Origin of the sequence: Neobacillus phoenicis, assembly GCF_047302305.1 — a bacterium.
Lineage (GTDB): Bacteria > Bacillota > Bacilli > Bacillales > Cytobacillaceae > Neobacillus.
In genome coordinates this window covers 1,380,034-1,406,444 of sequence record NZ_CP154847.1, presented here as the reverse complement: position 1 = coordinate 1,406,444, position 26,411 = coordinate 1,380,034, and the positions used below count along the sequence as shown (strand labels likewise).

The 26,411-nt window shown below is 39.7% G+C and carries 24 protein-coding genes; 7 read left to right on the top strand and 17 right to left on the bottom strand.

Features of this window, described 5'->3' with window-relative positions; all coding sequences use genetic code 11:
• Window positions 1-40 precede the first annotated feature (40 nt).
• From AA0X95_RS07195 to AA0X95_RS07185, 3 genes are all read right to left on the bottom strand, one after another.
• Window positions 41-2,113 (bottom strand): heavy metal translocating P-type ATPase, encoded by a 2,073-nt coding sequence (locus AA0X95_RS07195; RefSeq protein WP_413307185.1) that lies wholly within the window; start codon window positions 2,111-2,113, stop codon window positions 41-43.
• A complete protein-coding gene (locus AA0X95_RS07190) occupies window positions 2,100-2,471 on the bottom strand; it encodes an ArsR/SmtB family transcription factor (RefSeq protein ID WP_413307182.1) in 372 nt (123 codons plus the stop codon). Before AA0X95_RS07190 ends, AA0X95_RS07195 begins: the two co-directional genes overlap by 14 nt.
• A 329-nt stretch (window positions 2,472-2,800) precedes the next feature.
• A complete protein-coding gene (locus AA0X95_RS07185; RefSeq protein ID WP_413307179.1) occupies window positions 2,801-2,989 on the bottom strand; it encodes a hypothetical protein in 189 nt (62 codons plus the stop codon).
• Window positions 2,990-3,366: 377 nt separating this feature from the next.
• Here AA0X95_RS07185 and AA0X95_RS07180 point away from each other — a divergent pair, with 377 nt between their 5' ends.
• The 3 genes from AA0X95_RS07180 to AA0X95_RS07170 all read left to right on the top strand — a co-directional run bounded on the left by AA0X95_RS07180 (window position 3,367) and on the right by AA0X95_RS07170 (window position 5,635).
• Window positions 3,367-4,146 carry an amino acid ABC transporter substrate-binding protein gene (locus tag AA0X95_RS07180; RefSeq protein ID WP_413307177.1) on the top strand — a complete coding sequence of 260 codons (780 nt, stop codon included), beginning with the start codon at window positions 3,367-3,369 and terminating at the stop codon, window positions 4,144-4,146.
• A 67-nt stretch (window positions 4,147-4,213) separates the two neighbouring features.
• The gene (locus tag AA0X95_RS07175; RefSeq protein WP_413307174.1) at window positions 4,214-4,873 is read left to right on the top strand and encodes an amino acid ABC transporter permease; all 660 of its coding nucleotides are present in this window, start codon (window positions 4,214-4,216) and stop codon (window positions 4,871-4,873) included.
• Window positions 4,874-4,888: 15 nt separating this feature from the next.
• Window positions 4,889-5,635: an amino acid ABC transporter ATP-binding protein gene (locus AA0X95_RS07170; RefSeq protein ID WP_413307171.1), complete on the top strand. Its 747-nt coding sequence runs from the start codon at window positions 4,889-4,891 to the stop codon at window positions 5,633-5,635.
• A gap of 43 nt (window positions 5,636-5,678) precedes the next feature.
• On the opposite strand, the gene chrA is transcribed toward AA0X95_RS07170, so the two are convergent.
• From chrA to AA0X95_RS07155, 3 genes are all read right to left on the bottom strand, one after another.
• Window positions 5,679-6,863 (bottom strand): chromate efflux transporter, encoded by a 1,185-nt coding sequence (gene chrA / locus AA0X95_RS07165; protein ID WP_413307168.1) that lies wholly within the window; start codon window positions 6,861-6,863, stop codon window positions 5,679-5,681.
• 113 nt (window positions 6,864-6,976) lie between these two features.
• Window positions 6,977-7,105: a hypothetical protein gene (locus AA0X95_RS07160; protein ID WP_413307166.1), complete on the bottom strand. Its 129-nt coding sequence runs from the start codon at window positions 7,103-7,105 to the stop codon at window positions 6,977-6,979.
• Window positions 7,106-7,342: 237 nt separating this feature from the next.
• Window positions 7,343-7,954, bottom strand: a complete 612-nt coding sequence (locus tag AA0X95_RS07155; protein ID WP_413307163.1) for a putative ABC transporter permease — start codon at window positions 7,952-7,954, stop codon at window positions 7,343-7,345.
• Window positions 7,955-8,150: 196 nt separating this feature from the next.
• Between AA0X95_RS07155 and AA0X95_RS07150 the strand changes: the two genes are divergently transcribed.
• Window positions 8,151-8,876: an ABC transporter ATP-binding protein gene (locus AA0X95_RS07150; protein ID WP_413307160.1), complete on the top strand. Its 726-nt coding sequence runs from the start codon at window positions 8,151-8,153 to the stop codon at window positions 8,874-8,876.
• Entirely contained in the window at window positions 8,873-9,928 is a 1,056-nt protein-coding gene (locus AA0X95_RS07145; protein ID WP_413307157.1) for an ABC transporter permease, read from the top strand. Before AA0X95_RS07150 ends, AA0X95_RS07145 begins: the two co-directional genes overlap by 4 nt.
• Window positions 9,929-9,974: 46 nt before the next feature.
• On the opposite strand, the gene AA0X95_RS07140 is transcribed toward AA0X95_RS07145, so the two are convergent.
• From AA0X95_RS07140 to AA0X95_RS07105, 8 genes are all read right to left on the bottom strand, one after another.
• The gene (locus AA0X95_RS07140; RefSeq protein WP_413307154.1) at window positions 9,975-11,264 is read right to left on the bottom strand and encodes an MFS transporter; all 1,290 of its coding nucleotides are present in this window, start codon (window positions 11,262-11,264) and stop codon (window positions 9,975-9,977) included.
• A 156-nt stretch (window positions 11,265-11,420) separates the two neighbouring features.
• Window positions 11,421-12,614, bottom strand: a complete 1,194-nt coding sequence (locus tag AA0X95_RS07135) for a PDZ domain-containing protein (RefSeq protein WP_413307151.1) — start codon at window positions 12,612-12,614, stop codon at window positions 11,421-11,423.
• Between the two features lie 309 nt (window positions 12,615-12,923).
• Window positions 12,924-14,378 (bottom strand): S41 family peptidase, encoded by a 1,455-nt coding sequence (locus AA0X95_RS07130; RefSeq protein ID WP_413307148.1) that lies wholly within the window; start codon window positions 14,376-14,378, stop codon window positions 12,924-12,926.
• 145 nt (window positions 14,379-14,523) lie between these two features.
• A complete protein-coding gene (locus tag AA0X95_RS07125) occupies window positions 14,524-15,801 on the bottom strand; it encodes a murein hydrolase activator EnvC family protein (RefSeq protein ID WP_413307146.1) in 1,278 nt (425 codons plus the stop codon).
• Window positions 15,802-15,900: 99 nt separating this feature from the next.
• Entirely contained in the window at window positions 15,901-16,794 is an 894-nt protein-coding gene (gene ftsX, locus AA0X95_RS07120; protein WP_413307143.1) for a permease-like cell division protein FtsX, read from the bottom strand.
• Entirely contained in the window at window positions 16,784-17,470 is a 687-nt protein-coding gene (gene ftsE / locus AA0X95_RS07115) for a cell division ATP-binding protein FtsE (RefSeq protein ID WP_413307140.1), read from the bottom strand. Before ftsE ends, ftsX begins: the two co-directional genes overlap by 11 nt.
• 279 nt (window positions 17,471-17,749) lie before the next feature.
• Window positions 17,750-18,091 (bottom strand): cytochrome c551, encoded by a 342-nt coding sequence (gene cccB / locus AA0X95_RS07110; protein WP_413307137.1) that lies wholly within the window; start codon window positions 18,089-18,091, stop codon window positions 17,750-17,752.
• A gap of 52 nt (window positions 18,092-18,143) precedes the next feature.
• Window positions 18,144-19,010, bottom strand: coding sequence for a YitT family protein (locus AA0X95_RS07105; protein WP_413307135.1), 867 nt, complete (start codon window positions 19,008-19,010; stop codon window positions 18,144-18,146).
• 219 nt (window positions 19,011-19,229) lie between these two features.
• Between AA0X95_RS07105 and AA0X95_RS07100 the strand changes: the two genes are divergently transcribed.
• Window positions 19,230-19,646 (top strand): hypothetical protein, encoded by a 417-nt coding sequence (locus AA0X95_RS07100; protein ID WP_413307132.1) that lies wholly within the window; start codon window positions 19,230-19,232, stop codon window positions 19,644-19,646.
• Window positions 19,647-19,782: 136 nt separating this feature from the next.
• On the opposite strand, the gene prfB is transcribed toward AA0X95_RS07100, so the two are convergent.
• Window positions 19,783-20,884 (bottom strand): peptide chain release factor 2 gene (prfB, locus tag AA0X95_RS07095; RefSeq protein ID WP_413307130.1). Its coding sequence is split into 2 segments (ribosomal slippage): window positions 19,783-20,811 and window positions 20,813-20,884, totalling 1,101 coding nucleotides; the frame shifts between segments, so codons are not numbered across the junction.
• 306 nt (window positions 20,885-21,190) lie between these two features.
• Between prfB and AA0X95_RS07090 the strand changes: the two genes are divergently transcribed.
• Window positions 21,191-23,131, top strand: coding sequence for an SEC-C metal-binding domain-containing protein (locus AA0X95_RS07090; protein ID WP_413307128.1), 1,941 nt, complete (start codon window positions 21,191-21,193; stop codon window positions 23,129-23,131).
• A gap of 30 nt (window positions 23,132-23,161) precedes the next feature.
• Here the strand turns inward: AA0X95_RS07090 and AA0X95_RS07085 are convergent, their stop codons facing one another.
• Entirely contained in the window at window positions 23,162-24,955 is a 1,794-nt protein-coding gene (locus AA0X95_RS07085) for a cytochrome c3 family protein (RefSeq protein WP_413309876.1), read from the bottom strand.
• Between the two features lie 198 nt (window positions 24,956-25,153).
• Window positions 25,154-26,386, bottom strand: a complete 1,233-nt coding sequence (locus AA0X95_RS07080) for a cytochrome c3 family protein (RefSeq protein ID WP_413307126.1) — start codon at window positions 26,384-26,386, stop codon at window positions 25,154-25,156.
• Window positions 26,387-26,411 lie beyond the last annotated feature (25 nt).

Here is a 26,411-nt window from a genome sequence, read left to right as displayed (position 1 = left end):
AAAACGAAAGAATTCCGATTGTGTTAGTTTTTTCTAAACTTCATTCTTTTACTCTTAATAACCGTAATCCATTCAAGGTAACGAGTAAGGTTACTCCCATATCTGCAAAAATGGCTATCCATAATGTCAACCAACCCGGAACAACTAACAATAGTGCCAAGATCTTTACTACAATCGATAAAGTTATATTGTGTTTGATAATCTGTAGTGTTTTTCTGCTCAACTTGATGGTAAACGGCAGTTTTTTTAAATCGTCATTCATTAAAGCGATATCAGCAGTTTCAAGGGCGGTATCCGTTCCTGCCCCACCCATCGCAATTCCTACCGTAGCAGCTGCGAGTGCCGGTGCATCATTCACGCCGTCACCAACCATTGCAACTCTACCAAACTGATTTTTTAATTTTTTAATAAAATCTAATTTATCCTGCGGCAGCAATTCACCTTCCATTTCAGTGACTCCTGCCTCATGACCTATCGCCTTAGCCGTTGCTTGATTATCTCCTGTTAACAAGATTGTATGTTCGATCCCTAACTGATGGAGGCGCTCAATTACCTCTCGGCTGCTTTCACGCACTTCATCGGCAACAGCAATCAATGCCAGGATTTCGTGAGTGGTTCCAACGATCATGACGGTTTTCCCTTGTTCTTGAAGTGAGGTCATTTCATTCAACATATGGTCAGGAACTTCATCAAATAACTTCAAGTTTCCAACTCGATATTCAGTTCCATTAACTATACCTGTAATACCTTTTCCTGATACTGATAAGAAATCCTCGACTTCGAAATCTCTGTTAACATCAGCGGCTTTTTTCATAATGGCATCTGCAAGTGGATGCTGCGATCTACTTTCAAGTGCAGCAACGATGGAAAGTAAGTCTTCATCGGTTGTATAGTTAATGAAGTCTGTTACAACTGGAACCCCTTTGGTCAGTGTTCCCGTCTTGTCAAAAGCAATTGCCTTTAGTGCACCAGCTTCCTCTAAAAAGTTCCCCCCCTTAATTAACACACCATTTCGAGCAGCATTTCCGATTGCGGTAACGATGGAAACAGGGGTAGAAATGACAAGAGCACAGGGACAACCCACCACTAATACCGCAAGCCCTTCGTAAATCCACTCCTGCCAGCTAGCAGCAAACAGCAGCGGTGGAACAACTGCCACTAGCGCAGCAATAATCATAATAATCGGGGTATAATATTTAGCAAACCGGTCTACAAAGCGCTGGGATGGTGCCTTTTCCCCTTGTGCCTCTTCTACGAGATGAATAATTTTTGCAATCGTTGTATCATCTACCAGCTTAGTAACTTTTACTTTTAGAAATCCTTCTACATTCAGTGTTCCCGCGAAAACCTCGTCGTTAACATTTTTTTCAACTGGAACGGATTCGCCTGTAATCGCCGCCTGGTTGATGGAGGATGCCCCTTCTAAAATAACCCCATCCATAGCAATCATTTGCCCAGGCTTTACAAGCATAAGATCTCCAACTTCAATATCTTCCGCCTTTAGAAACATCTCTTTGCCGTTTCGGACCACTAGTGCCTCGGTTGGTGCCATTTCCATCAATGACCGAATCGAGTCTCTTGCTTTATCCATAGAATAGCCTTCAAGGACTTCACTGATGGCAAATAGGATTACAACGACTGCCCCTTCACTCCACTCTCCGATAATGGCTGCCCCAATAATCGCGACGGTCATGAGTGTTTTCATATCGAAATCGAGCCGGAATAAATTCTTTAACCCTGTTTTAAAGAGCGGAAAGCCTCCTAGTAAAATAGACGCGGCAAATAGGCTGTTCAATGAAAAAATGTACCCGGCTAGCAAAAACAACAAGGATAGCCCTAAAAGAGAATATTGCTTCCAAAGTGGCTTCTTTACTGCCACTGGCGGTTGCTCTTTTTCAGGGTAGATCGTTAGTTTTTCAAACGCTCCTGCTTCATGTAATGCATCTAAGGTGGTATCTCCATAGACTGTGAGCTTAGAAGCTCCAAAATTTACTTTTGCATCAACCACACCATCCAGGTGTTGGACGTTCTTTTCGAACTTCGCTGCACAGCTCGTTCAAGAAAAGCCCTGTACCCGATAGACTTGTTTTTCAATGGTTTCACTCACGGCCATCCACCTCCTCCTGATGCGCAATGGCAATATGAATTAATTGTTTAACATGGTCGTCATCAAGAGAATAATACACAAGCTTTCCCTCTTTCCGATATTTTGCAAGACCAATATTTTTTAGATGACGTAAATGATGGGAGGTTGTAGCCGTGGTTGCCCCTACGATATGTGCCACATCACACACACAAAGTTCCTCTTCCAGTGTCAGAGCATAAGCTATTTTCAACCGGTTTTCATCGGAAAGAGCTTTAAATATCTTGGTTACTTCAGTAATATGTTGATCTTTTTCGAGCTGTTGCCCGACTCGAGCGGTTTTTTCATTATCTACACAGGTAATTTCGCAAACATCGCGTTCTTTCATATTGCCCACCTTCTTCATTCAAACGTTCGTTTGACTATATCATATTCAAACGGTGGTTTGAATGTCAAACTTTTTTGTTTTTTTTAGAAATAAAAAAAGGTTGAATCCAAATCGAATTCAACCTCTTTTTTCTTTATACTCTGTGCATCATAGGAAGTGAGAATAAGTAGATGTTAGCTTTTTCACACAGTTACCACAAATATTACATTCTGCACTGGATTCCTTTGTTCGTGGAAACTGGAACATCGGACATCCTTCCACACCTTCCGTTCCTTTGTAGCAAGATTGCACCTTACATGTTTTACAAATATCTGGTGTTGCCTGAACTTTTAAAGCACCAGAGCGTGAATAGTTTCCAGCAAGTCCCCTATCCTGCGAAACCATTTATTCCAAATTCCGATTAAGATAAATGCTAGATTCATCGCACCATATGTTCCTAGTATTTTATAATTTGGCGGTGTTTCAACCACTGGTCCGTGATGATCATGGCTTCCTCCCACTATGTCCATCCCTTCCATTTCACTTCTGCTGCCAACAATAATAATAAAATCCTTTTCAAACTTTCCACCTCCAAAAAGTTAATGAACTATTAAATGTTTATACATTAAATGTAGAGGGAAAATTTGCAGATTTAATGCAGATTTCTTGCATTTTTCATGAAGTGAAGCCGCAAAAATCTCTTGTTCATATATTTGTAAAATATGAACGTTTTTCCTTTGAACTACCGAGCTTATCTCTCCACCTTCTCTTCCATTCTTTAACGGGACTTCCAGCCAAATATTTTTAATATTTCTATTATTTATCAAGCTATATACGACATCTCGATAATATGGTAGTGTAATAGCATGGTAACGCACTAAAGCGAATAACAATTATTATAAGGTGGTATTTTAATATGAAACGTTTAGCTACTATTGTTCTAGTCATAGCTGCAATGTTCTCTCTCGTAACAGGATGTTCTTCTAAATCAGCAGAGGGAAAAGAAAATAAAACGCTAGTCATTGGAATCGACGACAAGTTCGCACCAATGGGCTTCAGAGATGAAAATAACAAAATTGTTGGATTTGATATCGACTTAGCGAAAGCAGCAGCTGATAAGATGGGGAAAAAGGTGAAATTTCAACCAATCGATTGGAGCACAAAGGAAGCAGAGTTAAGCAGTGGGCGCATTGACCTCATTTGGAACGGTTACACTATTACAGATGAGCGTAAAAAGAAGGTTCTTTTCACGAAGCCGTATTTAAAAAATGCACAAGTAGTTGTCACAAGAGCTGATTCGAACCTTTCTAAATTAGATGATCTAGAAGGCAAAGTAGTTGGTTTACAATCACTTTCTTCTGCAGCAGATGCATTAGACGCAGCACCAATCAAGTCTAAAATTAAAACTGTTACAGAATTTGCGGACAATGTACAAGCTTTAACTGACCTTAAGAGCGGTCGTTTAGATGCCGTCGTTATTGATGAAATTGTAATCAATTATTATATGACAAAAGAGCAAGAGGCATTTAAAGTATTAGATGAATCTTTAGCTCCAGAAGAATATGGTATTGGTGTGAAAAAAGGTAATGAAGAATTATTGAAAAATCTTCAAAAAGCACTTGATGATATGAATGAAGATGGCACTGCTGCTCAAATTTCTAAGAAATGGTTTGGCGAAGATAAAGTATTAAAATAATCAAAACGAATATAAGGCAGAACAGGATTTCCTTTGGGAAGCCTGTTTTGTTTTTGGAGGAATTCCTATGTCATTCGATTATATAATGTCTATCCTAAAACCCATGCTGGAAGGGGCACAGATGACCGTCCTCTTGTTTTTCATCGCCATTGTGGTGTCCATTCCACTGGGGTTTCTATTAACACTTGCTGTTGGCAGCCGTTTTAAGCCGGTATCCTTGATCGCAGAGGCCTATGTTTATGTCATGCGCGGTACACCTTTATTGCTCCAGCTCCTATTTATTTGCTTTGGTTTACCTATGATTCCTGTTGTGGGTGAATACTTAGTGTTAGACCGCTTCATCGCAGCTTGCCTAGGATTTATCTTGAACTACACGGCCTATTTTGCTGAAATTTTTCGCGGGGGATTGCTTGCTATTGATAAAGGCCAATATGAGGCGTCTCAAGTCCTCGGATTAAATAAATGGCAGACATTGACGAGAGTTATTTTGCCGCAAATGTTCCGTATCGCCCTTCCAGCGGTGGCGAACGAATCTGTCACACTGGTAAAAGATACGGCGCTACTCTATGCCGTTGCCGTTCCTGAATTACTGCACTTTGCTCAAACCGCTGTAAACCGTGATTTTACCATTGTGCCATTCTTTGTTGCAGGGATTATTTATCTGATTATGACACTGATTTTAACCATGTTCTTTAAATGGCTAGAAAGACGGTTCAAATTTGAATAGGAAGGAGTGGGTAACATGGCTATTATAGAAATTACTAATCTCAAAAAATCGTACGGCAATTTGGATGTATTAAAACAGATTAGCTTTAATGTAGAAAAAAATGATGTCGTTGCTGTGATCGGTCCTTCGGGCTCTGGAAAAAGCACAATGCTTCGCAGTTTAGTCAATCTCGAAAAAATAGATGGCGGAAGCATTATGGTTGCGGGCAGCCATTTAGTGAAGGACGGTATGTACGCTAAACCACAAGAGATGAAACAAATTAATGCCAAAATGGGAATGGTCTTTCAACATTTTAACCTCTTTCCGCATCTGACGGTTACGGAAAATTTGGAGCTCGCTCCAAAAATGTTGAAAAAGGAATCTCCCTCTGCTATTCAGCAAAGAAGCCGTGAACTTCTGGAAAAAATAGGCCTTTCAGATCGCGCAACGGCTTACCCTGCAAAGCTTTCCGGTGGCCAAAAACAACGAGTAGCTATTGCCAGGGCATTAATGATGAATCCAGAAATTCTCCTATTTGATGAGCCGACTTCTGCATTGGACCCAGAGTTGACCGGAGAAGTGCTACAAGTTATGAAGGATCTTGCTCAAGAGCATATGACCATGATTGTGGTGACACACGAAATGGGATTCGCTAAAGAAGTGGCGAACCGAGTGGTATTTATGGATAATGGGGAGATTGTTGAATCTGGTTCTCCTGATGAGTTGTTTACGAACCCAAAAAACGAACGGACAAAAGCTTTCTTAAATCGAAGCTTAAAATAAATAAAATGTAAAAACGGCTGAGATTTCAGCCGTTTTTTTTTGTCTATAGCAGCGCAATAACAGAACCCCCAACTGCGCCGGTGATGACTATTACCCACGGAGGCAGCTTCCAATAGACCAACATACTAAAAAGAATCGCTGCAAAGGCAAAGTCAATCGGATCAAAAATGGAACTCGTCCAGATTGGCATGTAAAAAGCAGCAATAAGGATTCCAACAACGGCTGCATTAACGCCCATTAACGCCCCTTTGATTTTCGGATTTTGACGTAGCATATTCCAAAAAGGCAATGTTCCTAAAACCAAAAGGAATGCGGGTAGAAAAATTGCTGCTGTTGCCAGGATTCCCCCCTTCCAGCCATTGATAACCGCACCTATGTATGCAGCAAAAGTAAACAGCGGACCTGGTACCGCTTGTGCTGCACCATAGCCGCTTAGAAATTCCTCTTTCGTTAGCCATCCAGTCGGTACAAACTCTCGTTCAAGCAAAGGTAAAACCACATGTCCTCCTCCAAATACAAGCGAGCCCGATCGGTAAAAACTATCAAACAAGGCTACCCAATGGATAGAAGTTACTTCCCTTGCGATAGGTAATAGAATCAGCAGACCGAAAAACAACATTAAACACATGACCGCAAACCGCTTAGAAATAGGAAAATCCAACGTAGCATCCGCCTTCTCGATTTCGTGTTTCTTGTAAATCAGCAATCCTGCCACACCAGCTAAGATGATGACACCTACCTGTGTGTAAGCCGTTTGCCACATTAACGTACCTACCAAAGCAAATAAAGCAATGGCTTTCCTGTTAAGATCAGGTGTTAGCTTTTGGGCCATCCCTAAAACCGCGTGGGCCACAACAGCAACTGCCACAATTTTCAATCCATGAATCCAGCCGCTATCATTTATTCGCAAGCCATGGAGGATCAATGCAAAAAGAACTAATGCTATGACAGAAGGTGCCGTAAAACCAAGAAACGCTAATATCCCTCCTATAATTCCACCACGGATTACCCCGACCCCGATACCAACCTGACTACTTGCGGGACCAGGCAAAAATTGGCACAGTGCCACCAAATCTGCATAGCTTTTTTCATCAATCCATTTCCTCTTTTGAACATATTCCTCATAAAAATAACCTAAGTGAGCGACAGGCCCTCCAAATGAGGTGAGGCCCAGCTTTGTCGAGACTAACAGTATCTCAAGCAAAGAATTCCCCTTGTTATTTGACACAACGTACAACCTCCAATTTTCCAAACGAACTATGTTTAAGTATACATTTTTACATACTAAAAAAAGAAGAACCGGTAGCCCTTCTTAATCAAAAATTTACCTAGTAATGTATTTCACCGCATAGGAAGCCCCTCTTGAACAATTCCAAATAACTGAACCTCTTCAGAGGGGGTAAAATATCCATCCGCCATTAAAATAGAAACTTTCGCTTCAATTCCAGAGACCGTACTCCATTCATTCAACCAGTGCTCGACTCTCTTGGGAAAAGATATCAAATAGTTTCACAAAAACTCTCATATCAATAGATTCCTTCCTGAGAAACATGGCCACGTTTTTCATAGTTTAAGAGAGTGTAAGGTATAACATGTTATAAGGTACTTGATAAGAAGGGAATTTTCTATGACTCGGTAGGGCTATTTTTTAAGTAAATTTGAACGCTCTAAGTCAACTGTTGATATTAATAGAAGAACCAACCAATCCTATTGAATGGGATTGGTTGGTTCTTCGGTTAGGAGTTCCTGTAGAGAGTGTTTTCGAATAGCTAAAACAAGGTCTGCCAGGAAGTATAAACCAACAGCAGACCAGATCCACCCCCAATAAGAACCGATACCCTCATATAAAGAAACAAATGCCGGGTGAACCCACTGTAAACAAATGAACGATAAAAGCCCCCAGCATATTGAAAAAGGTAAGCAGATATGGCCGTGAAGTTGCAGCGGAGTATCCGAATAATCCCACCATTGCTTATGAAAAAGCTTTTGCAGTAATGCACCACTTACATATTCCACTATTGTTGGAATCATTACACAAAGTAACAGGACAATAGCCCCATGTGTGGCTGGAGTAATCAAATAAACCAAAAGGAGCGGGGCAAAACCATACATCGGTTTAAACGGTCCATATAGGAAATTCTCCTTGAAAAAATATTTTTTTGTGAAGTAGCTGTAACTATTTTCAAGCAGCCAGCCGATGAAAGAATACACTGTGAAATAAAATACAATGCTCGCAGCTCCCTCGATACTAATCAACTCCAAATGTCTGAATTCCATATTATTTAAAAAGCTAAGACTCATGGCTAAACCACCTTTCATCTTTAAAATTCCCCCTATAGGTTTAGCCCCTCAGCTTCCAATTATTCAATAATTCACCAATGAAAAGGCTATAAATCACTTCAAACATTCTTGAGCGAAAGATAATCAACACTTTGTCGTTTATTGTTTATTGCTTCTCTCATTCCAAGTTGTAAAATAAAGACATACACGGGAAGCATCCGAGGAGGAATGATGGATGGAAGCAACCATAAAAGTGAATCAAGTCAGTAAAAGCTTTGGAAAAAAAACTGTATTAAGCAATGTAAACCTAACGATTGAAAAAGGACAATTGTTTGGATTTATCGGCCCATCAGGAGCTGGAAAAACTACTCTCGTTAAAATGATCGTCGGAATGGAAAAAGCAGATACTGGGTCTATACATGTACTGGATCAAAAAATGCCTAACCTTTCTCTGCTTCAGGAAATCGGTTATATGGCCCAATCTGATGCCTTATATGTGGACTTAACAGGAGAAGAAAACTTAAAACTATTTGCTTCCCTCTATAAAATAAAAAAGGCAGACCAGAAAAAACGGATTGCCTACGTCTCTAGCCTAGTCAATCTGACAGACGACCTAAAAAAACGCGTAGCAGCCTATTCAGGGGGAATGAAACGAAGGCTATCCCTTGCCATTGCATTAATTCAAGACCCAAAAATCTTAATCCTAGATGAACCGACTGTGGGAATCGATCCTGAATTAAAAATCTCTATTTGGAAGGAATTCTTACGATTAATTGAAGAAGAGCAAAAAACGATTATCGTGACCACACACGTCATGGATGAAGCAGAAAGATGTGATTATGTCGCAATGGTTCGAGATGGACGTATATTAACAAGCGGTTCTCCACTGGAATTAAAGGCGGCATACGGGACCGATAACTTTGATGAAGTATTCTTAAGAGCGGGGGTAAAGCAAACATGAGAGTCGCAGCATTAATAAAAAGAATCTGTCAGCAAATGCTACGGGACAAACGGACTTTAGCTTTATTATTAGTAGCTCCCTTACTAATCTTAACCCTGATGTACTTTTTATTTAACGGGAGCACTGTTGAACCTAAATTAGGTGTAATTGGTGTAGATCATCAGCTTGTTAAAGTTCTAAAAGAGGCAAAAATAACGGTTAAATCTTATGAAAATGTAACAGGAAAAACCGTTGTTAATGATGATCTTGATGGTTTATTGGAACAGGAAAATGGACAGTTTAAGTTAACTTTATTAAATGATGATCCATCCGCAGCCAAGGGATTACAAATGAAGGTGAACCAGGCGATTGCTGGACAGTCACAGGCAAAATTAATCCAGCAAAATCCTACTGCTGCAAAAATGATGCACACGAGCATAGACACTAAATATGTGTATGGTGATAAAAATACCATCTTCTTTGATGTCCTAAGCCCTATATTGGTTGGATTTTTCGTTTTCTTCTTTGTCTTTATTATTTCTGGTATAGGACTATTGCGCGAACGAACCACCGGAACACTAGAACGACTGATGTCCACGCCGATTCGTCGTTGGGAAATTGTCATTTCGTATTTAATCGGTTATGGTATTTTCGCTGTCATTCAAACCATTATTGTTGTCTTATATTCTATCAATATTTTAGACATTGTTCTTGTTGGTTCGGTATGGAATGTACTACTGACTAACTTATTGCTAGCCTTGGTTGCTTTGTCGCTAGGAATCCTATTATCCACCTTCGCAGCATCGGAATTTCAAATGATGCAATTCATTCCGATCGCCGTTATTCCACAGGTATTTTTTGCAGGAATTTTTCCCATTGAAGGCATGGCTAACTGGCTGCAAGGCATTGCCAAAATCATGCCCCTGTATTATGCCGGGGATGCTCTAAAAGGTGTGATGTATAGGGGAGCTAGTATTAGCGATATCGGTAGTGACCTCTTGGCATTGCTCATCTTTGCAGTTATTTTCGTAGTCTTAAATATCTTTTCCTTAAAGAAATATCGAAAATTATAAACATAATAAAAGCCAAAGGAGCGCAACCCTTTGGCTTTTTGTTAGCTTATTTTCTTCGAGACCAAATCACAACTGGTATCAGCAGAAGTGAAAGGAAACCACCGGCCAATGAAAGTGTTCCATAGCTCGTTTGTGCCATGATCATTCCGGATAGAGCGCCTCCTGATGCCCCTGATAAAGCAATCAATACATCAACAGTTCCCTGTGTTCTTGCGCGTTTAGAGGGAGTTGTTGCATCTATGATAATCGCTGTACCACTAATTAAACCGAAGTTCCACCCAAGACCTAGAAGAGCTAGTGCAATAACAAGTCCAACCATAGAATCTGCAGGAACAACGGCTCCCATAATCCCAGCAGCCAGTAGAGTAGCCCCAGAAGCAATCGCCATCATCGTACGACCAATTTTATCTACTAGAATCCCAGTAAGAAGCGAAGGTAAATACATGGCTGCAACATGAAACCCAATGACTATTCCTACTTGACTAAGACCATGGCCATGATGTCTCATATGCACCGGTGTCATCGTCATAATGGCAACCATTACTATCTGGGTTAAGACCATAATCGTAGCCCCAACCATAATTCCCCGATTATTGACATTTATAGTAAGTTGGTTGTTAACTACCGAATTGTCCGTTCCGTTTCTTTTACCTACTGCAATTGCCTGTGCCACTAGAAGTGGGTCAGGTCGTAGAAAAAGGAGCAGTACCAGACCTGCCAGAATAAAAGCAGTAGCAGCTAAAAGGAATGGCCCTGCTAAAGCAGGTACACCAATAGATTGTGCTAATCTCCCCATGATCCCCACCATGTTTGGCCCTGCAACGGCACCGAATGTGGTGGAAACCATAGCAATACTCACAGCGGTTGCCCGTTGGGTGGAACTCGCTAAATCCGTCCCTGCATATCGTGCCTGGAGATTGGTTGCCGTCCCTGCACCATAGATGAATAGTGAGGCAAATAGTAGAAAAACATTATTTGCTAACGCAGAAATGACAACACCGATCGCACCAATCCCGCCCGTCAAAAATCCTGCTGTTAGACCGAAACGACGTCCATAACGTTGAGAGAGTCTTCCTACAAGCAAGGCAGCGACTGCAGAACCCAATGTAAATAAACCAGCCGGAAGTCCTGCAAAGCTATCTGTACCAAGCATATCCTGAGCAAGAAGTGCTCCGACGGTTATACCGGCAGCGAGCCCTGCACCGCCAAAGATTTGTGATAGGACGACGATCATTAATGTTCGTTTATATAATTGTTGTTGTTTTTCGGGAGAATCAAGATAAGGTTGTAACCAAGCAGATCGACCTTTTAATGCTTTTCCGGCACCTTGCGACATTCTTTTAGCCGCCTTTCATATTTATATCAAAACCAACATCCACATACCCCCAACAGTATAAAACAAGATATTATTGATACGAATTATTTCACCTTCATTTTCAAGTAAAAAAGCCATAAGGATTTCGTCCTTTGGCTTTCTACTTAATTTTTATAGTTATCCAATTTTCGCATCAAACTTATGCTCGTCTGGAACAAAGAGGATTCCAAGTTCATAGTGATCACCTTCGAAAAGTGCACGTTGGACGAATCGAACCTCTCCATTTGAATCAAGGACGTCTAGTTTACAATGGGCACGGTTCTTCTGTAAAGCTTCATAGAACGTGGCTTCATCTCGAACTTGAGCTCCATTTACTCTTGAAATAATCTCCCCAACTTTCAATCCCATCTTACTTGCTGGCGACTCAGGGATAATTCCTATAATCATCAAACCATTGTTCTTTTTTGAAAAATAAAACGGAAGATTATCATCCTTCAAGACAGACATTAATGTAATGATTTCCCGTCCAATCACTGCAACCGCAGCTATGACGATCGATGATAACGGGTACCAAAAACATGAAACAGATAAAATGGTAATGAAAACACCTAGAACACTAACCCTCCACCCATGAAGCTGTATTGCTTCTTTGGGTAGCATTCCTTTAATCTGCTGTTGAAAGCCAATGGCGAACGGAACAAGGATGATTGAGTATTCCTTTGCTCCTAGGTGAAATACTGGCCACCAATCGAATGGTAGCTGAAGTGCATCTCCTGGAATAAGCAAGAATACAGGCAACATCCATAGTCGCTTTACTTCATGAACACCAACACTTTGGCCTCGTTTACTTATTGCTAGTTTAGGAGAAGTTCCCTTACTACCATTTTTTAAAATCAGAATCCCTTCGGCAATTAACATGAGTCCCATGACGAATACAAGAGAAGGATAAACCTTGTCACTGATAGAATGAAAAGCCTTTGAAAAAAGCGGGATTGACCAATTATTTTCGGCCATTAAAATGATGGTGAAAAATGCAGCGCCTGCCGTATAGACGGGCGACATGAGCCGGACATTTGTGGTTAGTGACCAAATGAATGTAAAACCAGCTATAAGAAGGATTGCCGCGAATGGTACGGTGATTCCTACTGTTACGATGATCACGGAAAGGGCAAGTCCGACCATGATTCCTGGTGGAAATAACTGTCTCATTTCAAAATAAGCATCGTGTGCCCTAATATGGAAATTTTTTCGCTCACGTTTCACCCTCATTACGCCTAGTATTCCAGATAGGAAAACGAGATAGTATAAAACAGGATGAAGAAATAACTTGCCTGTTCCTTTAAGTAGTTCCACAAGCCATATTTGCACCAATTCCTGTCACCTGCCTCTATTAAAGTTTCTAGTAAATAAAATCTCTTAACGATTATTTTACCAAATTACAGCCACAAAACATATTGCTAGTTTATTAAAAAAATAAAAATGTCGTAACATTCTTGATTTTTGTTCAGATTCTTATAGGACTATCGACGGATTCCGCCGACTTTTGTAGCAATTCCGCGCGAATTGGGGGAGGTTCCGCCAATCTGATGACTATTTCCGCGGAAATTCCCAATTATTCCGCCAAACCTGACATATATTCCGCCAAAACAAAAAAACAGAGGCTAAAAGCCCCTGCTTTCATTATTTTGTGATTAACCTCAATGCCATTTGTAACTGCAAATCATTTTTCTCTTTTTTCATAGCTTTTACAGCTGCTTCTTCCAGTTTAGATGCTGTTTTTTCATCAATTTTCCCTGTTGGTGGGAGGTCATTCTGCTGCTGGAAGCCTTTTATAGCCATATCCGTTTCTGCACTAAAATACCCGTCTTTTCGGCCGGGAGCAAAACCCAATCCCGCTAAAATTTCTTGAGCGTTCTTAACCTGCTCATTATTCATATCTTTTTCAAGGGGTTTACCCACTTGAATTGGATGGGTCGCAAAAATTGCTGGCTGTTTTATCGCTACATCGGGTTTAATTCCTTTTTTATGAATCCAGTTTCCATCAGGAGTCAACCATTTAAATAAGGTTAATTTAATGTTGCTGCCATCTCCCATTGGCACTGCCTGCTGAACCGTACCTTTTCCAAATGTGGTTTCTCCCACGAGCTGATAACCTGCTGCCTCTTGCAAGGAACCTGCCAATATTTCTGATGCAGATGCACTTCCTTTATTCACAAGAACAACCACTGGATAATCCTTTTTCTTTGAGGTAGTCGAGAAGTATCGTTTTTTCTCGCCATTACGTTGTTGGATTTGAACATATGGTTTATCTTTTGGTATAAACTCCTTTAGAATCTCACCGACACTATCTAATAATCCTCCCGGGTTGCCACGCACATCAATTATCAACCCATTAATATGGTCATTTTCTAATGCTTTTAATCCCTTTTTAAAATCCTGAGCCGTATTTTCTGAGAAGGAGGTTACCTCGATATACCCCACCTTCTTTCCATCATGCTTCTTAACAGAGGCATGGACAGTTTCGAGGGGGATTTCATCGCGCTTGACATCAATCGATAGTGGATCCTTTAATCCTTTTCGAGCAATCTCCAATGTTACGGTTGTTCCCTTTTTTCCACGAATCTTTAATGTTGCTTTATTTAGGTCTAACCCCTCTACACTCTTACCATCCACTTTTAAGATTTGATCATTTGGTTTGATGCCGGCTTTCTCAGCAGGAGAGTCTTTAAACGGGGAAACAATCACAATTTTTCCATCTACCATCCCCACTTCTGCCCCAATACCTTCAAAAGAGGATTCTAGCGTTTGTGTGAATTGCTGTGCTGTCTCTTTATCCATATATACTGAATATGGATCCTTTAGTACAGATAGCATCCCTTGAATGGCACCCTCAACGAGTTTTTCATTGTCTACTTTTTCGACGTAGCGGCTTAAAATTAAGTCATAGGCCTGTTGTACTTTTTCCAGGTCCTCCGTATTAACAGTTGAATCTGTTTCAGATTGTTTTGTTGGAATTGCTTGCTCCTTTACAGGTAAATCTACCTTTTGGTCTAAGAGTTGCATTCCGGCGTAGGTACCGCCTGCTCCTGTAAGCAGAGAGGCAGTCATTAATAAGGCAATCCATTTACGATTCATCCCAATCCTCCTCATGTAAGTATGCCTGTCCTTTCTAATTTTCTATAAAGGCCCAAAAATCCTGCCCGATTATTAACTTATATGTTTGATTGGGACGAGATATGTGTAATAAAAAAGGAAGAAGCGCGGGGCTTCTTCCTTTTGATTATGGCAATGGTACAATTCCAACTGGATTGATTGCATAACGCTTGTCCTGTGTCCACGGTCCTTTATGAAGTTCAAAGTGTAAGTGCTGTCCTCTTGATGCACCTGTATTACCCATGACACCAATTTGTTGGCCTTTTTTCACAACTGCTCCGTTTCCAGCAATTCGTGAAGACATATGTGCATAGACAGTAGTATATACCTGTCCATTAATAGAGTGCGAGATGAATATACAGTTACCATAACTGCTAGAATAGTAGGATTTTATAACCACCCCATCTGCTGCCGCAACAATAGGGACTTGAGTTCCATTCGCGATGTCGACACCAAAGTGCATCTCTGAACCACGGCCTCCAAACCCAGAGCTTAGCACACCAACTGCAGGCTGCGTCCAGTATCCACTAGATACACCAGGTGCAGCACCCGAACTAGCTCCACCGCTACTTGAGCTTCCCCCACTGGCTGCTTTTTTCCTCGCTTCTTCTGCCGCTCTAGCTTGGGTTTCTTGTTCCATTTTGATGGCTTTTTGGATTGCTGCCTCTTGTGATGCAAGGATTTGCTCCTGCTCTTGCAAGTCCATCATGTGTTCATGCTCTTCTTCTTCTTGATCAACAAGAGAGGCTAATAATTTATCTTTCTCTGATTTTTGAGCCGCCAATTGTTTATTCAATGTTTGTAAGTCTGCTAGCATCGTTTCTAAACTAGCAAGATCATTTTTCACTTGAGCTTGCTTCTCCTGAAGCTCCTGTTTGTCAACTTCTTGCTTTTTAATTATATCCTGATCAGCCTGCATAATGGTTGCTACCGCATTTGCCCGATCGATAAAGTCGCTGAAGCTTGAAGAACCCATTAATACATCCAAATAGTTAACTAATCCGCCTGTCTCTTGATAGTTACGAGCCCGTTCCTTCAATATTTCGTTACGAGCTTTAATCCGTTCCTTTATAACTTCTGTTTCTTCTTGTAGCCTTGTAATTTCAGACTTTGTTTCCTCAATTTTAGCGGTTTTTTCATTTATTTTATTAGTTGCATCATCAATCGCATAATCAATACGTTTCATTTCAGTTTTTACATCTGCTTGCTGGTTTTTTAACGAATTGATTATATCGTTTACTGAATTCATATCTGACTTCACATCAGACCGTTCGTTTTGGACTTTATTTTGTTGACCTTTCAGTTTGGAGATTGATTCTGCTTCTGTTTTTGTAGAAAAACCTCCGAACGTGGTTCCAAATCCGACCAGTGCAGCAACGGTCAGCGTCATCATTGATTTTCTCATATCCGCTAACTCCCCTCCATCTCTTTATATGTAAACCTTCTTCTATATTTGAAATCCAATAAATAGGAAGGACCGTGAGTTCGGCCCTTCCTGAAAAAATTACACTTTCAAGAACTTTCTAACGGACATAACACTACCCCATACACCGATTAATGCTCCCATTAAAATCAAAATGCCGGAAACCTGATAAACAAACGGGTCAATTGGTAACAATTTGATGAAGGTTCCTTCAAGTTTAGGCCCAATGTAATCATACGCACGATAGTAGGCAATTGAAATCAAGATGATTGGCAAGATCGAGCCCAAAATACCAAGCCATAGACCTTCAAGGAAAAATGGCCAGCGAATAAATGAATTCGTTGCTCCAACTAATCTCATAATCTTGATTTCTCTTCTTCTTGCAATGATGGTAATTTTAATGGTGTTAGAGATTAAGAAGATCGCAGTAAAGAACAAGCCAATAATTAATACAATTCCTACGTTACGGCTCGCCTTGATAAACTTAAATAGCTTTTCAACCTTACCTTGTCCGTATTTTACCTTAGCAACAAAATTTTCTTTTTCAATTTTCTTAGCGACTTTCATTGTGTCAGTCGGTTTTTTCGTTTTTACGATATATACATCGTTTAGAGGATTATCCTGTTCAAAAAGTTTAAATGCTTTTCCATCCTCACCCAAGCTTTTTACAAGGTTATCTAGCTCCTTAGTTTTAGGTGAAAATGTAACACTTTTTACTTCTGGAATTTTTTCAATCTCACTTTTTAATGCTTGCTGATCTTGTTTATTTGCAGCAAAGTCGATGTGAACGCGGATTTCTACGTCCTCTTCAATGGTTTGTGCTACTCTATTTAAATTCATCATAATTACGAAAAAGACACCGACTAGAATTAAGGTAACAGTAACGGCACTAACAGATGCAAATGTCATCCAGCCGTTTCTTGTAATACTTTTTACACTTTCACGGGCATGACGGCCTACAGTTCTAATTTTCATAACCGTACTCCCCTCTTTGCTCATCACGCACAATTTTCCCGCCTTCAATGGCTATAACGCGATGCTTTAATGTATTTACGATTTCTCTGTTATGAGTTGCCATAACAATCGTTGTTCCTCTAGCATTAATCTGTTCAAAGATATTCATGATTTCCCATGATGTTTCGGGGTCAAGGTTACCCGTAGGCTCGTCCGCAATCACTATTTTAGGTGAGTTGACAATCGAACGTGCAATAGAAACCCGTTGCTGCTCTCCCCCAGAAAGCTCACTAGGAAGCATTTTGATTTTATGCTTCAGACCCACAAGATCAAGAACCTCCATTACACGCTTCCTAATATACTTGGGCTGCGCCTCAATAACCTCAAGCGCAAAAGCCACATTCTCATAGACTGTTAGATTCTGAAGCAATTTGAAATCTTGGAAAACAACGCCTAGATTTCTTCTGAATAAAGGAACCTTCTTCATCTTTAGCTTGGCGAGATTTACGCCATTCATCATGATGGTCCCAGTGGTAGGTACTTCTTCACGATACATCATTTTAATAAAGGTAGATTTCCCGGCACCACTTGGTCCGACAACATAAACAAATTCGCCCTGATTAATCCGGACGTCAATCCCGTTGATCGCCGTAACGCCATTCGGATACTTCTTATATACTTCTTGTAGTTCTATCATTGTTATCACCTATAGTTAAAGATTTCATCGAAAAAGGATTTTCGACAAGAATCTTTATTTATTTGCAAAACAAACCAAAATAACCAACAATATGTGCATAATTTCGCATAGACTTATTATAACATCATAAATCGCTAAAAAAAGCGGTAAAATTATTACAGTTTCTTTTCAAAGAATACAAAAACTGACAAAACCAGACAAAATCAACTAATTTCAATATGTATACAATAAAATAAAAAAACGTTCTGCTCCTTTCAGCAGAACGCTTTTTTTATCGTATTACTTCTTAGCGGACAACCAGTCAGCCACTTGATTCGCTTCATCACCTGAAACTAAACCTGCTGGCATCCCGCCAGATTTACCATTTTTGAGAATATCTAGAATTTCATCTTTAGAGTACTTTGATCCCACTTGTGTTAAGTTTGGACCCATTCCACCCTTCATGTCACCACCATGACAACTAGAGCATTTTTGGTCGTAAATCTTTTGCGCATCGCCCGCTTGTGCAGTTTCCGTACCGCCATTCCCAGTATCTTTTGTTTCGTCATCGCCGCCCCCGCAAGCAGCAAGACCCATGACAAGGGACGTACCCAGCAACAATGTTAGTAGCTTTTTCTTCATCACAATACCCCCTCAAGAAATTAATACCATCACTGTGTTATTATACCAATGACTATTCGCGTTTGAAACCCTCCCCGAGTACCTCCGCAGCATCCATAACAACGACAAATGCAGTTGGATCAAGGGTTTTGACCAATTGTTTCAATTTTGTGAACTCCGTTTGATCAACAACACACATAAGAACAGGCCGCTCATGGTCAGTAAAACCACCATATGCTGATAGTTTTGTCACCCCACGGTCAATTTTATTCAAAATTCCTTCACGAACTTCTTCCTGCTTATTAGTAATGATCATTGCCATTTTTGACCTGCCAAAACCAACCTGAATCAAATCAATCGTTTTACTGGTAACATAAAGAGCAATCAATGCATATAAACCCTTTTCAATATCAAACACAATGGCAGCTGTAAGGACAATTAATCCATCAATCATGACTACACATCTACCTAATGTGAAGCCTGTATACTTATTAATAATTTGAGCAGCCAGATCTGTTCCACCCGTGGATGCATTTCCCCTAAATACAATGCCTAGTCCCAGGCCAACACCTATTCCGCCAAACAATGCACCAAGAAGTGCATCATGTGTCCATGGCTCTAAATTGTTTGTGAGGAAAACGACCATGGGTAAAAAAATGGTGCCTACCAATGTTTTTACTCCGAATTGCTTTCCTAAAAGAATAACGCCGGCAATAAATAATGGAATGTTAAAGGCCCATTGGACATATGCAGGTTCCCAGCCAACCACTGTTTTAAGAATCGTACTTATCCCGCTTACTCCTCCAGAAGCTACTTGGTTGGGGAGCAAAAATACATTAAAGGCTAATGCTATTATGGCTGAGCCAATTAAAACTAAAACATAATCTACAGCTAAACGTGTTCTAGGATAGGTTTTTGTCAGATTACTTAATATATTCATAATAACTTTCCCCTCTATCTTTCCATTTACCATGTTCATTCATGTAACCGAAAGTGAGTATAGCATGGGTAAATTATGGTGTAAATACCAGTAAGTTGACGTGGTAAAGGGTTAAAATTATTATTAGCATTTACCGTTAATTTGTTTTTCATTATTTTTGTGGAAAAATAATCTTTTCATCAAAACATGGTATAATTTGTTGTTAAGGAGGTGAATAGAATGGAAAAATTATTAAAGCAAATGATGGATCAGATGAACCAACAATTTGAAAAAATTGACCATCGATTCGATGTAATTGAACAACGTTTAGATGGAATGGACCAACAATTTATGGGTGTGAATCATCGGTTAGACGCAATGGACCAACAATTCATCGGTATGAATCAACGGTTAGACGCAATGGACCAACAATTTATCGGTGTGAATCATCGGTTAGACACAATGGACCAACAATTTATCGGTGTAAATCATCGGTTAGACAGAGTGGAAGAAAGTATCCATACTTTACAGGAAACCGTCGAGAATAATGCGTCTGAATTTAGAAGCCACTTTAGACATATTGAAAACAAATTGGAGGACCATGATCGGATGTTTGATGTTGTCGCTGAAGAGATGCGGCGGGGCAATTGGATGTAAGCTATTCTCCTAATACACCTCAACCAGTCAACTACTTACTATCCTCTAAACCCTCTTATCTCATCATCACGTATGGCAAATATTCCAAAAAAAGAAGCCTTTGTCGAACAGCGGACAAAGGCTTTAACATTTTAATTTATGAAATTCTTGAACGTAAGTAAGCATTAATAAATTGATCTAAATCTCCGTCCATGACCGCTTGAACATTACCACTTTCCGTACTCGTTCTGTGGTCTTTTACCATTGAATAGGGATGAAAAACGTACGATCGGATTTGGCTTCCCCATCCAATCTCCTTTTGCTCGCCTCGGATTTCCAAAAGTTCCTGTTCCTGACGTTCAATTTCCCGTTGATATAACTTAGCTTTTAACATTTTCATTGCGGCTTCGCGGTTTTTAATCTGTGACCGCTCGGATTGGCATGTTACAACAACCCCTGTAGGAATGTGGGTAATACGAACAGCCGAATCGGTCGTGTTAATATGCTGACCACCCGCTCCTGTGGCACGGTACGTATCAATCTTTAAGTCCTCAGTACGTACTTCAACTTGTATTTCCTCATTAAATTCCGGCATCACTTCACAAGAAACGAACGACGTATGTCTTCGGCCAGAAGCATCGAACGGTGAAATCCTTACTAATCGATGAACACCCTTCTCTGCTTTTAAATATCCGTAGGCATTATGCCCTTTAATGGCCAGTGTCACACTTTTAATCCCTGCTTCATCCCCAGGCAAATAATCGAGCGTCTCTACTTTAAAGCCCTTCTTTTCGGCCCAGCGTGTATACATTCGAAGCAGCATAGAGCCCCAGTCCTGTGATTCCGTTCCACCTGCACCAGGGTGAAGCTCTAAAATAGCGTTATTTTTATCATACTCTTCACTTAAGAGAAGCTGCAGTTCAAACTGACTCAAACGTCCGCTTAACTGCTGAAGCTCTTCTTCCAACTCAGCCCTTAGCTCTTCATCATTTTCTTCTTTCACCAGCTCATAAGTTAATTCCAAGTTTTCATATGACTCATTTAACTCATTAAACTCATTCACCTGATCCTTTAATGCATTCGCTTCACTAATAACCGTTTGCGCTTTCTCTTGGTCATTCCAGAAATCTGGCTGAAGCATTTCATCATCTAACTCTGCAATTCTCGCTTCCTTGTTCTCTAGGTCAAAGAGACCCCCTAAAGTCCGCTAATTTTGTAGCTGTTTTCTCAAGTTCATTACGAATTTCTGCTAATTCCATCTTCGTCACCTCTATAGTAAATAATTGCGTCTCAATCATAATTTTATTCTTTTTTTGATGGTAAGTTCTCATTCATTATAGCGTGATAACCATAAAAAATTCAAAGTTTGACTAAAATATAAGAATAAAACCTCAAAAAGAGTACTTTTCAAAAAGTATTTTTATATATCAAACTGTCAAAAATGGTACTATAAAATAAGAACGAAGTGGGTATGAATTGAAACATACATATAAGAAATTGCATTGTAAAAGAAGACCTTCGTAATATCCACAATAGAGAAAGAGAAATAGAAGGAGTGGAGTGAGATGGAGAAAATAAACAGAAATGACCCTTGTCCGTGCGGAAGCGGCAAAAAGTATAAACGTTGCTGTGGGGCAGGTGAAGCTGTTCCTATCACTACTATCATTGAAGGCGAAATTGACGAGCTACAAAAACAAATCCTTCATTTTGCTTACCATCACTTCGGGCACGTTCTTCAAGATGATTTTGAAAGTTTTGAAGAAATGATTGAATTAGATGATGAGCAGGAACGTGAATTTTTCGAGTTGATTCATACTATTTGGTTTTCACTCTTTGAAGGTCTTGACGACGGTGAAACAATTATTGAAAAATTTATCCATAGTCAAATTGGTAAAATAAAACGCCCTAAGCTTAAGCAAATTTTACAAACCTGGATATTTGCAAGAACACTCGCTGGCAAGGTAATCAATATTGATGAAAATAAGCTGACCGTTGAGGACGGACTTAGTTCTGAACAACTCGATACCATTGTAACAAGTTTGTCTCCAACTGTTAAAGAGGGGTCATTCATCATTGGGATCTTAGTTCCTTATGATCAAAGTTTTGTCTTCTTCCCTTCAGCATTTGATTTACCGGAGCTCACTCCTGAACATGCCTACTCCTATATAGAGGATTGCAGCATGAATGCTGAATATGACTCACCACAGGAATATTTAACAGACAACTTTTTGGAGGTATTGAGTGAACTGCCGATGATAGGTGGATTACTTGAAATAGATGAAATTGAATGGCCAGCCCCCGTTTATAAAGAAGTGGTGGACATCCTGAGGGAAAAACTGAATCCCCTGGTCCCACCACCCATTGTAGACATGGGGGTCATTCTTTGGATCAATTATGTTCAAAGAAAGCAAAAACGAATACAGAACCCTAATCTTTATGCTGCTGCCATGCACTATTTACTTTCCACGATTGTACCTATGAATGTGATGTACACACAAAAGGAGCTGGCTGAGCAATATGGAGTGAATGCACGCAGTATTTCTTCTATTGTTTCTGAATTAGACGGGGTGTTGTCTGAGGATATCGCTCAACTAACAGATTTTGGTCTGATGACTGAAGAAAGCGACCCTTCTCTTCCCTTTATTCCGCGACTAGAAGGGGCATCCGTAATTGAATTCCCTACAAAAAAACCTACAGATGCGGTTGAACCTGGTCAGCCTCACTCTAGTGGTCAAAGTGTAAAAAAGAAGAATACCAAAGTGCCAGCTCGAAAAGTATCAAAACGGGATGAAGAAAGAGCTAGAAATCTAATATACGATGCACTTCAATCGGAGGGGAAAAATCGGTATAAGCTGGCTGAAAACGCATTGGCCATAAATCCAAATTGTGTCGATGCCTATGTGATTTTGGCTGAAAAAACGAAGAGTCTTGAAGATGCCATCCTTATGTATGAAAAAGGAATCCAGGCTGGAGAGAGGGAGCTAGGTAAAGCGTTTTTTAAGGAAAATAAGGGGTTCTTTTGGGGATTAATTGAAACAAGACCGTTTATGCGGGCGAAGCAGCATTATGCCGAAGCACTATCTCTGTTAGGGAAAGTCAACGAGGCCATCGTGCAGTACGAGGAACTCCTCGAATTAAACCCTATGGATAACCAGGGCGTTCGCTACTCCCTGTTCGTAGCATATGTAGATGCAGGTGAATATAAAAAGGCTGGTAACCTGTTGCAGCAATATGATGAGGCAACCGCACATGGAGCATACAATAAGCTCTTACTTGAGCTGAGCGAAAAAGGTTTTACAAAGAAGGCTCAATTACTGGAAAAGGCAGCTAAAAAAGAAAACAAATATGTCATTCCATACTTAATCGGCAAAAAACGACTTCCAGCCTATCCGCCTGATTATTATGGTTTTGGCGATGAAAACGAAGCGATTGTCTATGCGGATATGCATTTGCATTTGTGGAGGAAGATTGAAGGGCTTGGGGAATGGTTGAAGAGCATTAAGTAAAAAAACAAGAGGTGCAGCACCTCTCGTTTTTTATGGTGTTGTTAGTTTTTTAGGAGCATGGGCTGCGTCCATAAAGGATTTGCTTTCTCCTCCATGACAGCTTGAGCATCCTTGTGTTTCATCAGTTTGATGGCCAGAAATAGTTAAATCGATTGGGCTAGTTTTCCCGTAAATCTGTGTTGAATTATTATGACACTTCAAACAGAATTCCCGTTCGTTTAGGGCATTCCATTCAGTACCAGAAGACTTAAATTTCTGTTTATCATCCGTAATTTTTATATTTCCAAGGTCTTTTCTTAACATTTTAAGATTAGAAGAACCGTGAGTTTCATGACACTCAGCACAAGGAATCTGACCATTTAAAGAACTTCCACTATCCATTGTTGCCACGATATTGTGCCCTGACTGACTCTTTAAGGTTGTATCTTTGTAATATTGTTCGATATTTGATGCCTTTGTTCCATTATGGCAGCTTAAACATTGTGAGAAATCATTTACTGAACCAGTTGCATCACTTGACTTTTTATAGGATAAAACTTGGGTAGATCCATTATACGTAGCCTTTTTAAGATTGTTTGGATTATCTTTAGTCCCAGGATTATGCGGATCATGGCAAGTAGCGCAAGAAGCCCCTGTATCATTATGGTGTTTATTATTAGCATAATTACTATCTATACTTGGTGAACCGTTAGTACCATCATGGCAAGCCATACATAGTTCATCACCGTATTTACTATTTGGGTCTCCCTCAAGATATTCATTGTTTCCATTATGGGCACTATGACAGAAATCACAAGCATTGGTTACAACCGAAAATGGTCCGTGAATATAGTCATGCTCCCTAACAGTACTTCCTTTGTCACCTTCAAACTGGTAATTTTCATAGTTATTACTAACAGTAGTGAAGGTTAAGAACCTTGGTATTAATTCATTAGGATTTAAATAAACTGAATAAGATTGGGCTGGATTAAGCTCATTATCAGGAGTATAGGTGTATAGATAGGACTTCATTCCTCCGGATAAATCAACTGTTTTGATCAACTTTTCTTTACCTTTATTATCTCCAAAATATGAGATCAAGGGTTGGGTTGGATTAAATTCTACAGAACTTCTAATATCAAACAAAACGATATAATTCAACGGTACACGAGTCATGTCTTCTGCTGGAAGGTAGGTGGATGGAACCTCCCCCTCAGGATTGTAATTACTTTCTGTGTCTCGTGGAATTAAGTACATTTTTGCCAAAAAAGGACGTTTGCTATCATTAGTTACATCTGATATTGTTGCTTCTGTATTTACTATACTGGTAGTTTGGTTTCCATTTACTCCAGATGGCGATTGAGTAACTGATAGCTTTCCAATTACAGGTGTAACCAAATTATCTATATTCTCAGTTATTCCTGAAAGTTGTACTGTAATGGTTTTTTCAGATATACTGCTAAATCCATCCTCATCTGTAACAATAAATGATAGTTTATGATCTCCCTGACTGAAATCTTTAGAATAAGAGAATTCAGCATATTGATCTTTCGGTGTGAGAGTTAGTAGTCCTTCACTCGTAATATCAATCGGCTGCTCAGATACACCAGTATATTCAAAAACCTTTAATAAGAGTTTGTTTGGAGATGTTAAATCATCTGAAAGTTTTCCGGTAAACTCAACCTTTGATACATCAAACATTGAATTTTCAACAGGTAATTCCAGTATAATCTCTGGTACCCCCGTTGCTGAAAGAACATGTGTTACAGGAGAATAGGAAAGGAGAGAACCAAATACAACGCTCCATATAAGAATGTATGAAATTATTTTTCGTTTGAAGTTCATCCGTTTCACGGTATTCATCCTCTTCTGTAGGCTTTTTTGAAACAACAAGCCTTTTTATTTAAGTATATCAAATGAATTTACATTAATTATCGTGGGTAAGTTAAATCTTTTTGACAAATGACTTATCATGTTTGATTATTAAAAAACAAGGTAACAATAGTGTTATTGCCACCTTGTTTTCTTAGTAATACTGTCAAATTATTTAATTTTAGATTTACCTGAGTAATCTCCACCTGGAACTAAGAAATTCTTATAATCTGTTGTATTTGGATAGTTTGTAGTTCCTGGCGTATTTGCAATTTGGTGTGTAGATTGATGACAAGCCCAACATACAGCCATGTTTGTAAATCTCTTTAAGTTAGAGCCAGATTTACTTACATCTTTCATGTATTGTTTTGCTAGATCTGCAGACCAGCCCTTACCACCTTCAGCAACTGGTTTTTGGAGATCAGCAATGGTTTTTCCAGCTGTATCTCTTAACATTGTAATGTCAGTACCATGTGAGTAGTGACATGAAGTACATGCTCTACCTGACTTCGTGCTACTAGCTGAGTGTCCATAGTGCACTCCATCTGATTGTGCGCCATCTTCTCTGCTTCTATAGTAATCTGTATGACAGCTTCCGCAGAATGCAGAGTAGTTTAATCTGTAGTTTCTAACATCTGCTACTGATACTCCAGCAGTTAGTCCATTGGCTTCTGTATAGATACCGTTTGATTTGTAGATTTTCAAACCAGACAAGTTTGTTGCATTATTGATAGTTGAATATGCAGGATCAAGTTGTAAATCTAGTTTAATTGCTTTTTCTCCTAGTGGAACTGAACTTGCTTTTGTAATTGTTTCAGCATATCCTACAATCGTTACATTGTATTTAGCACCAAATTGGTTACCAGCTACTTTTTCATTTAATAAACGGTCGTTAGCTGATCCATGTGGATTATGGCAGCTTGAGCATTCAAAGGTTGCAGTAGAAGTATTTTTCAAACTTGTGCCATTTGTATCATTTTCAATTCCTGTTGCTCCAGGAGCTGAACTTTCCTCTAGGTTTGAATCCACATGGTGCATGGATGCACTATCTTCATGAGAATACATAACCCCTGCTTCACTTACTTTAGTTACATTATAGAACCCTAATGTTCCATCATGGCAAGACATACAAAGCTCAGATGCACCGCTCTTCATTAACAGCATATCAGTTTCCCCATTGTGAACACTATGACAGTTCGCACAAGAGTTAGTGTTATTTTGGAAGTTACCATGGGTTCTTTGTGAATTAGTGTTTCCATTGTTATCAATTGTTGCATTATTTAATGTAGGTGCTGGATTTTGTAAATTAGTAGTGTCAAAACCTTCAGCTGATGCAAGTCCGCCAAAAAAGCCCAACAATACTAGCATAAAAAATGCAGACAAGCTGATTTTTAACTTGCTCATTTTCTAAAAACCTCCCAATTTCCTC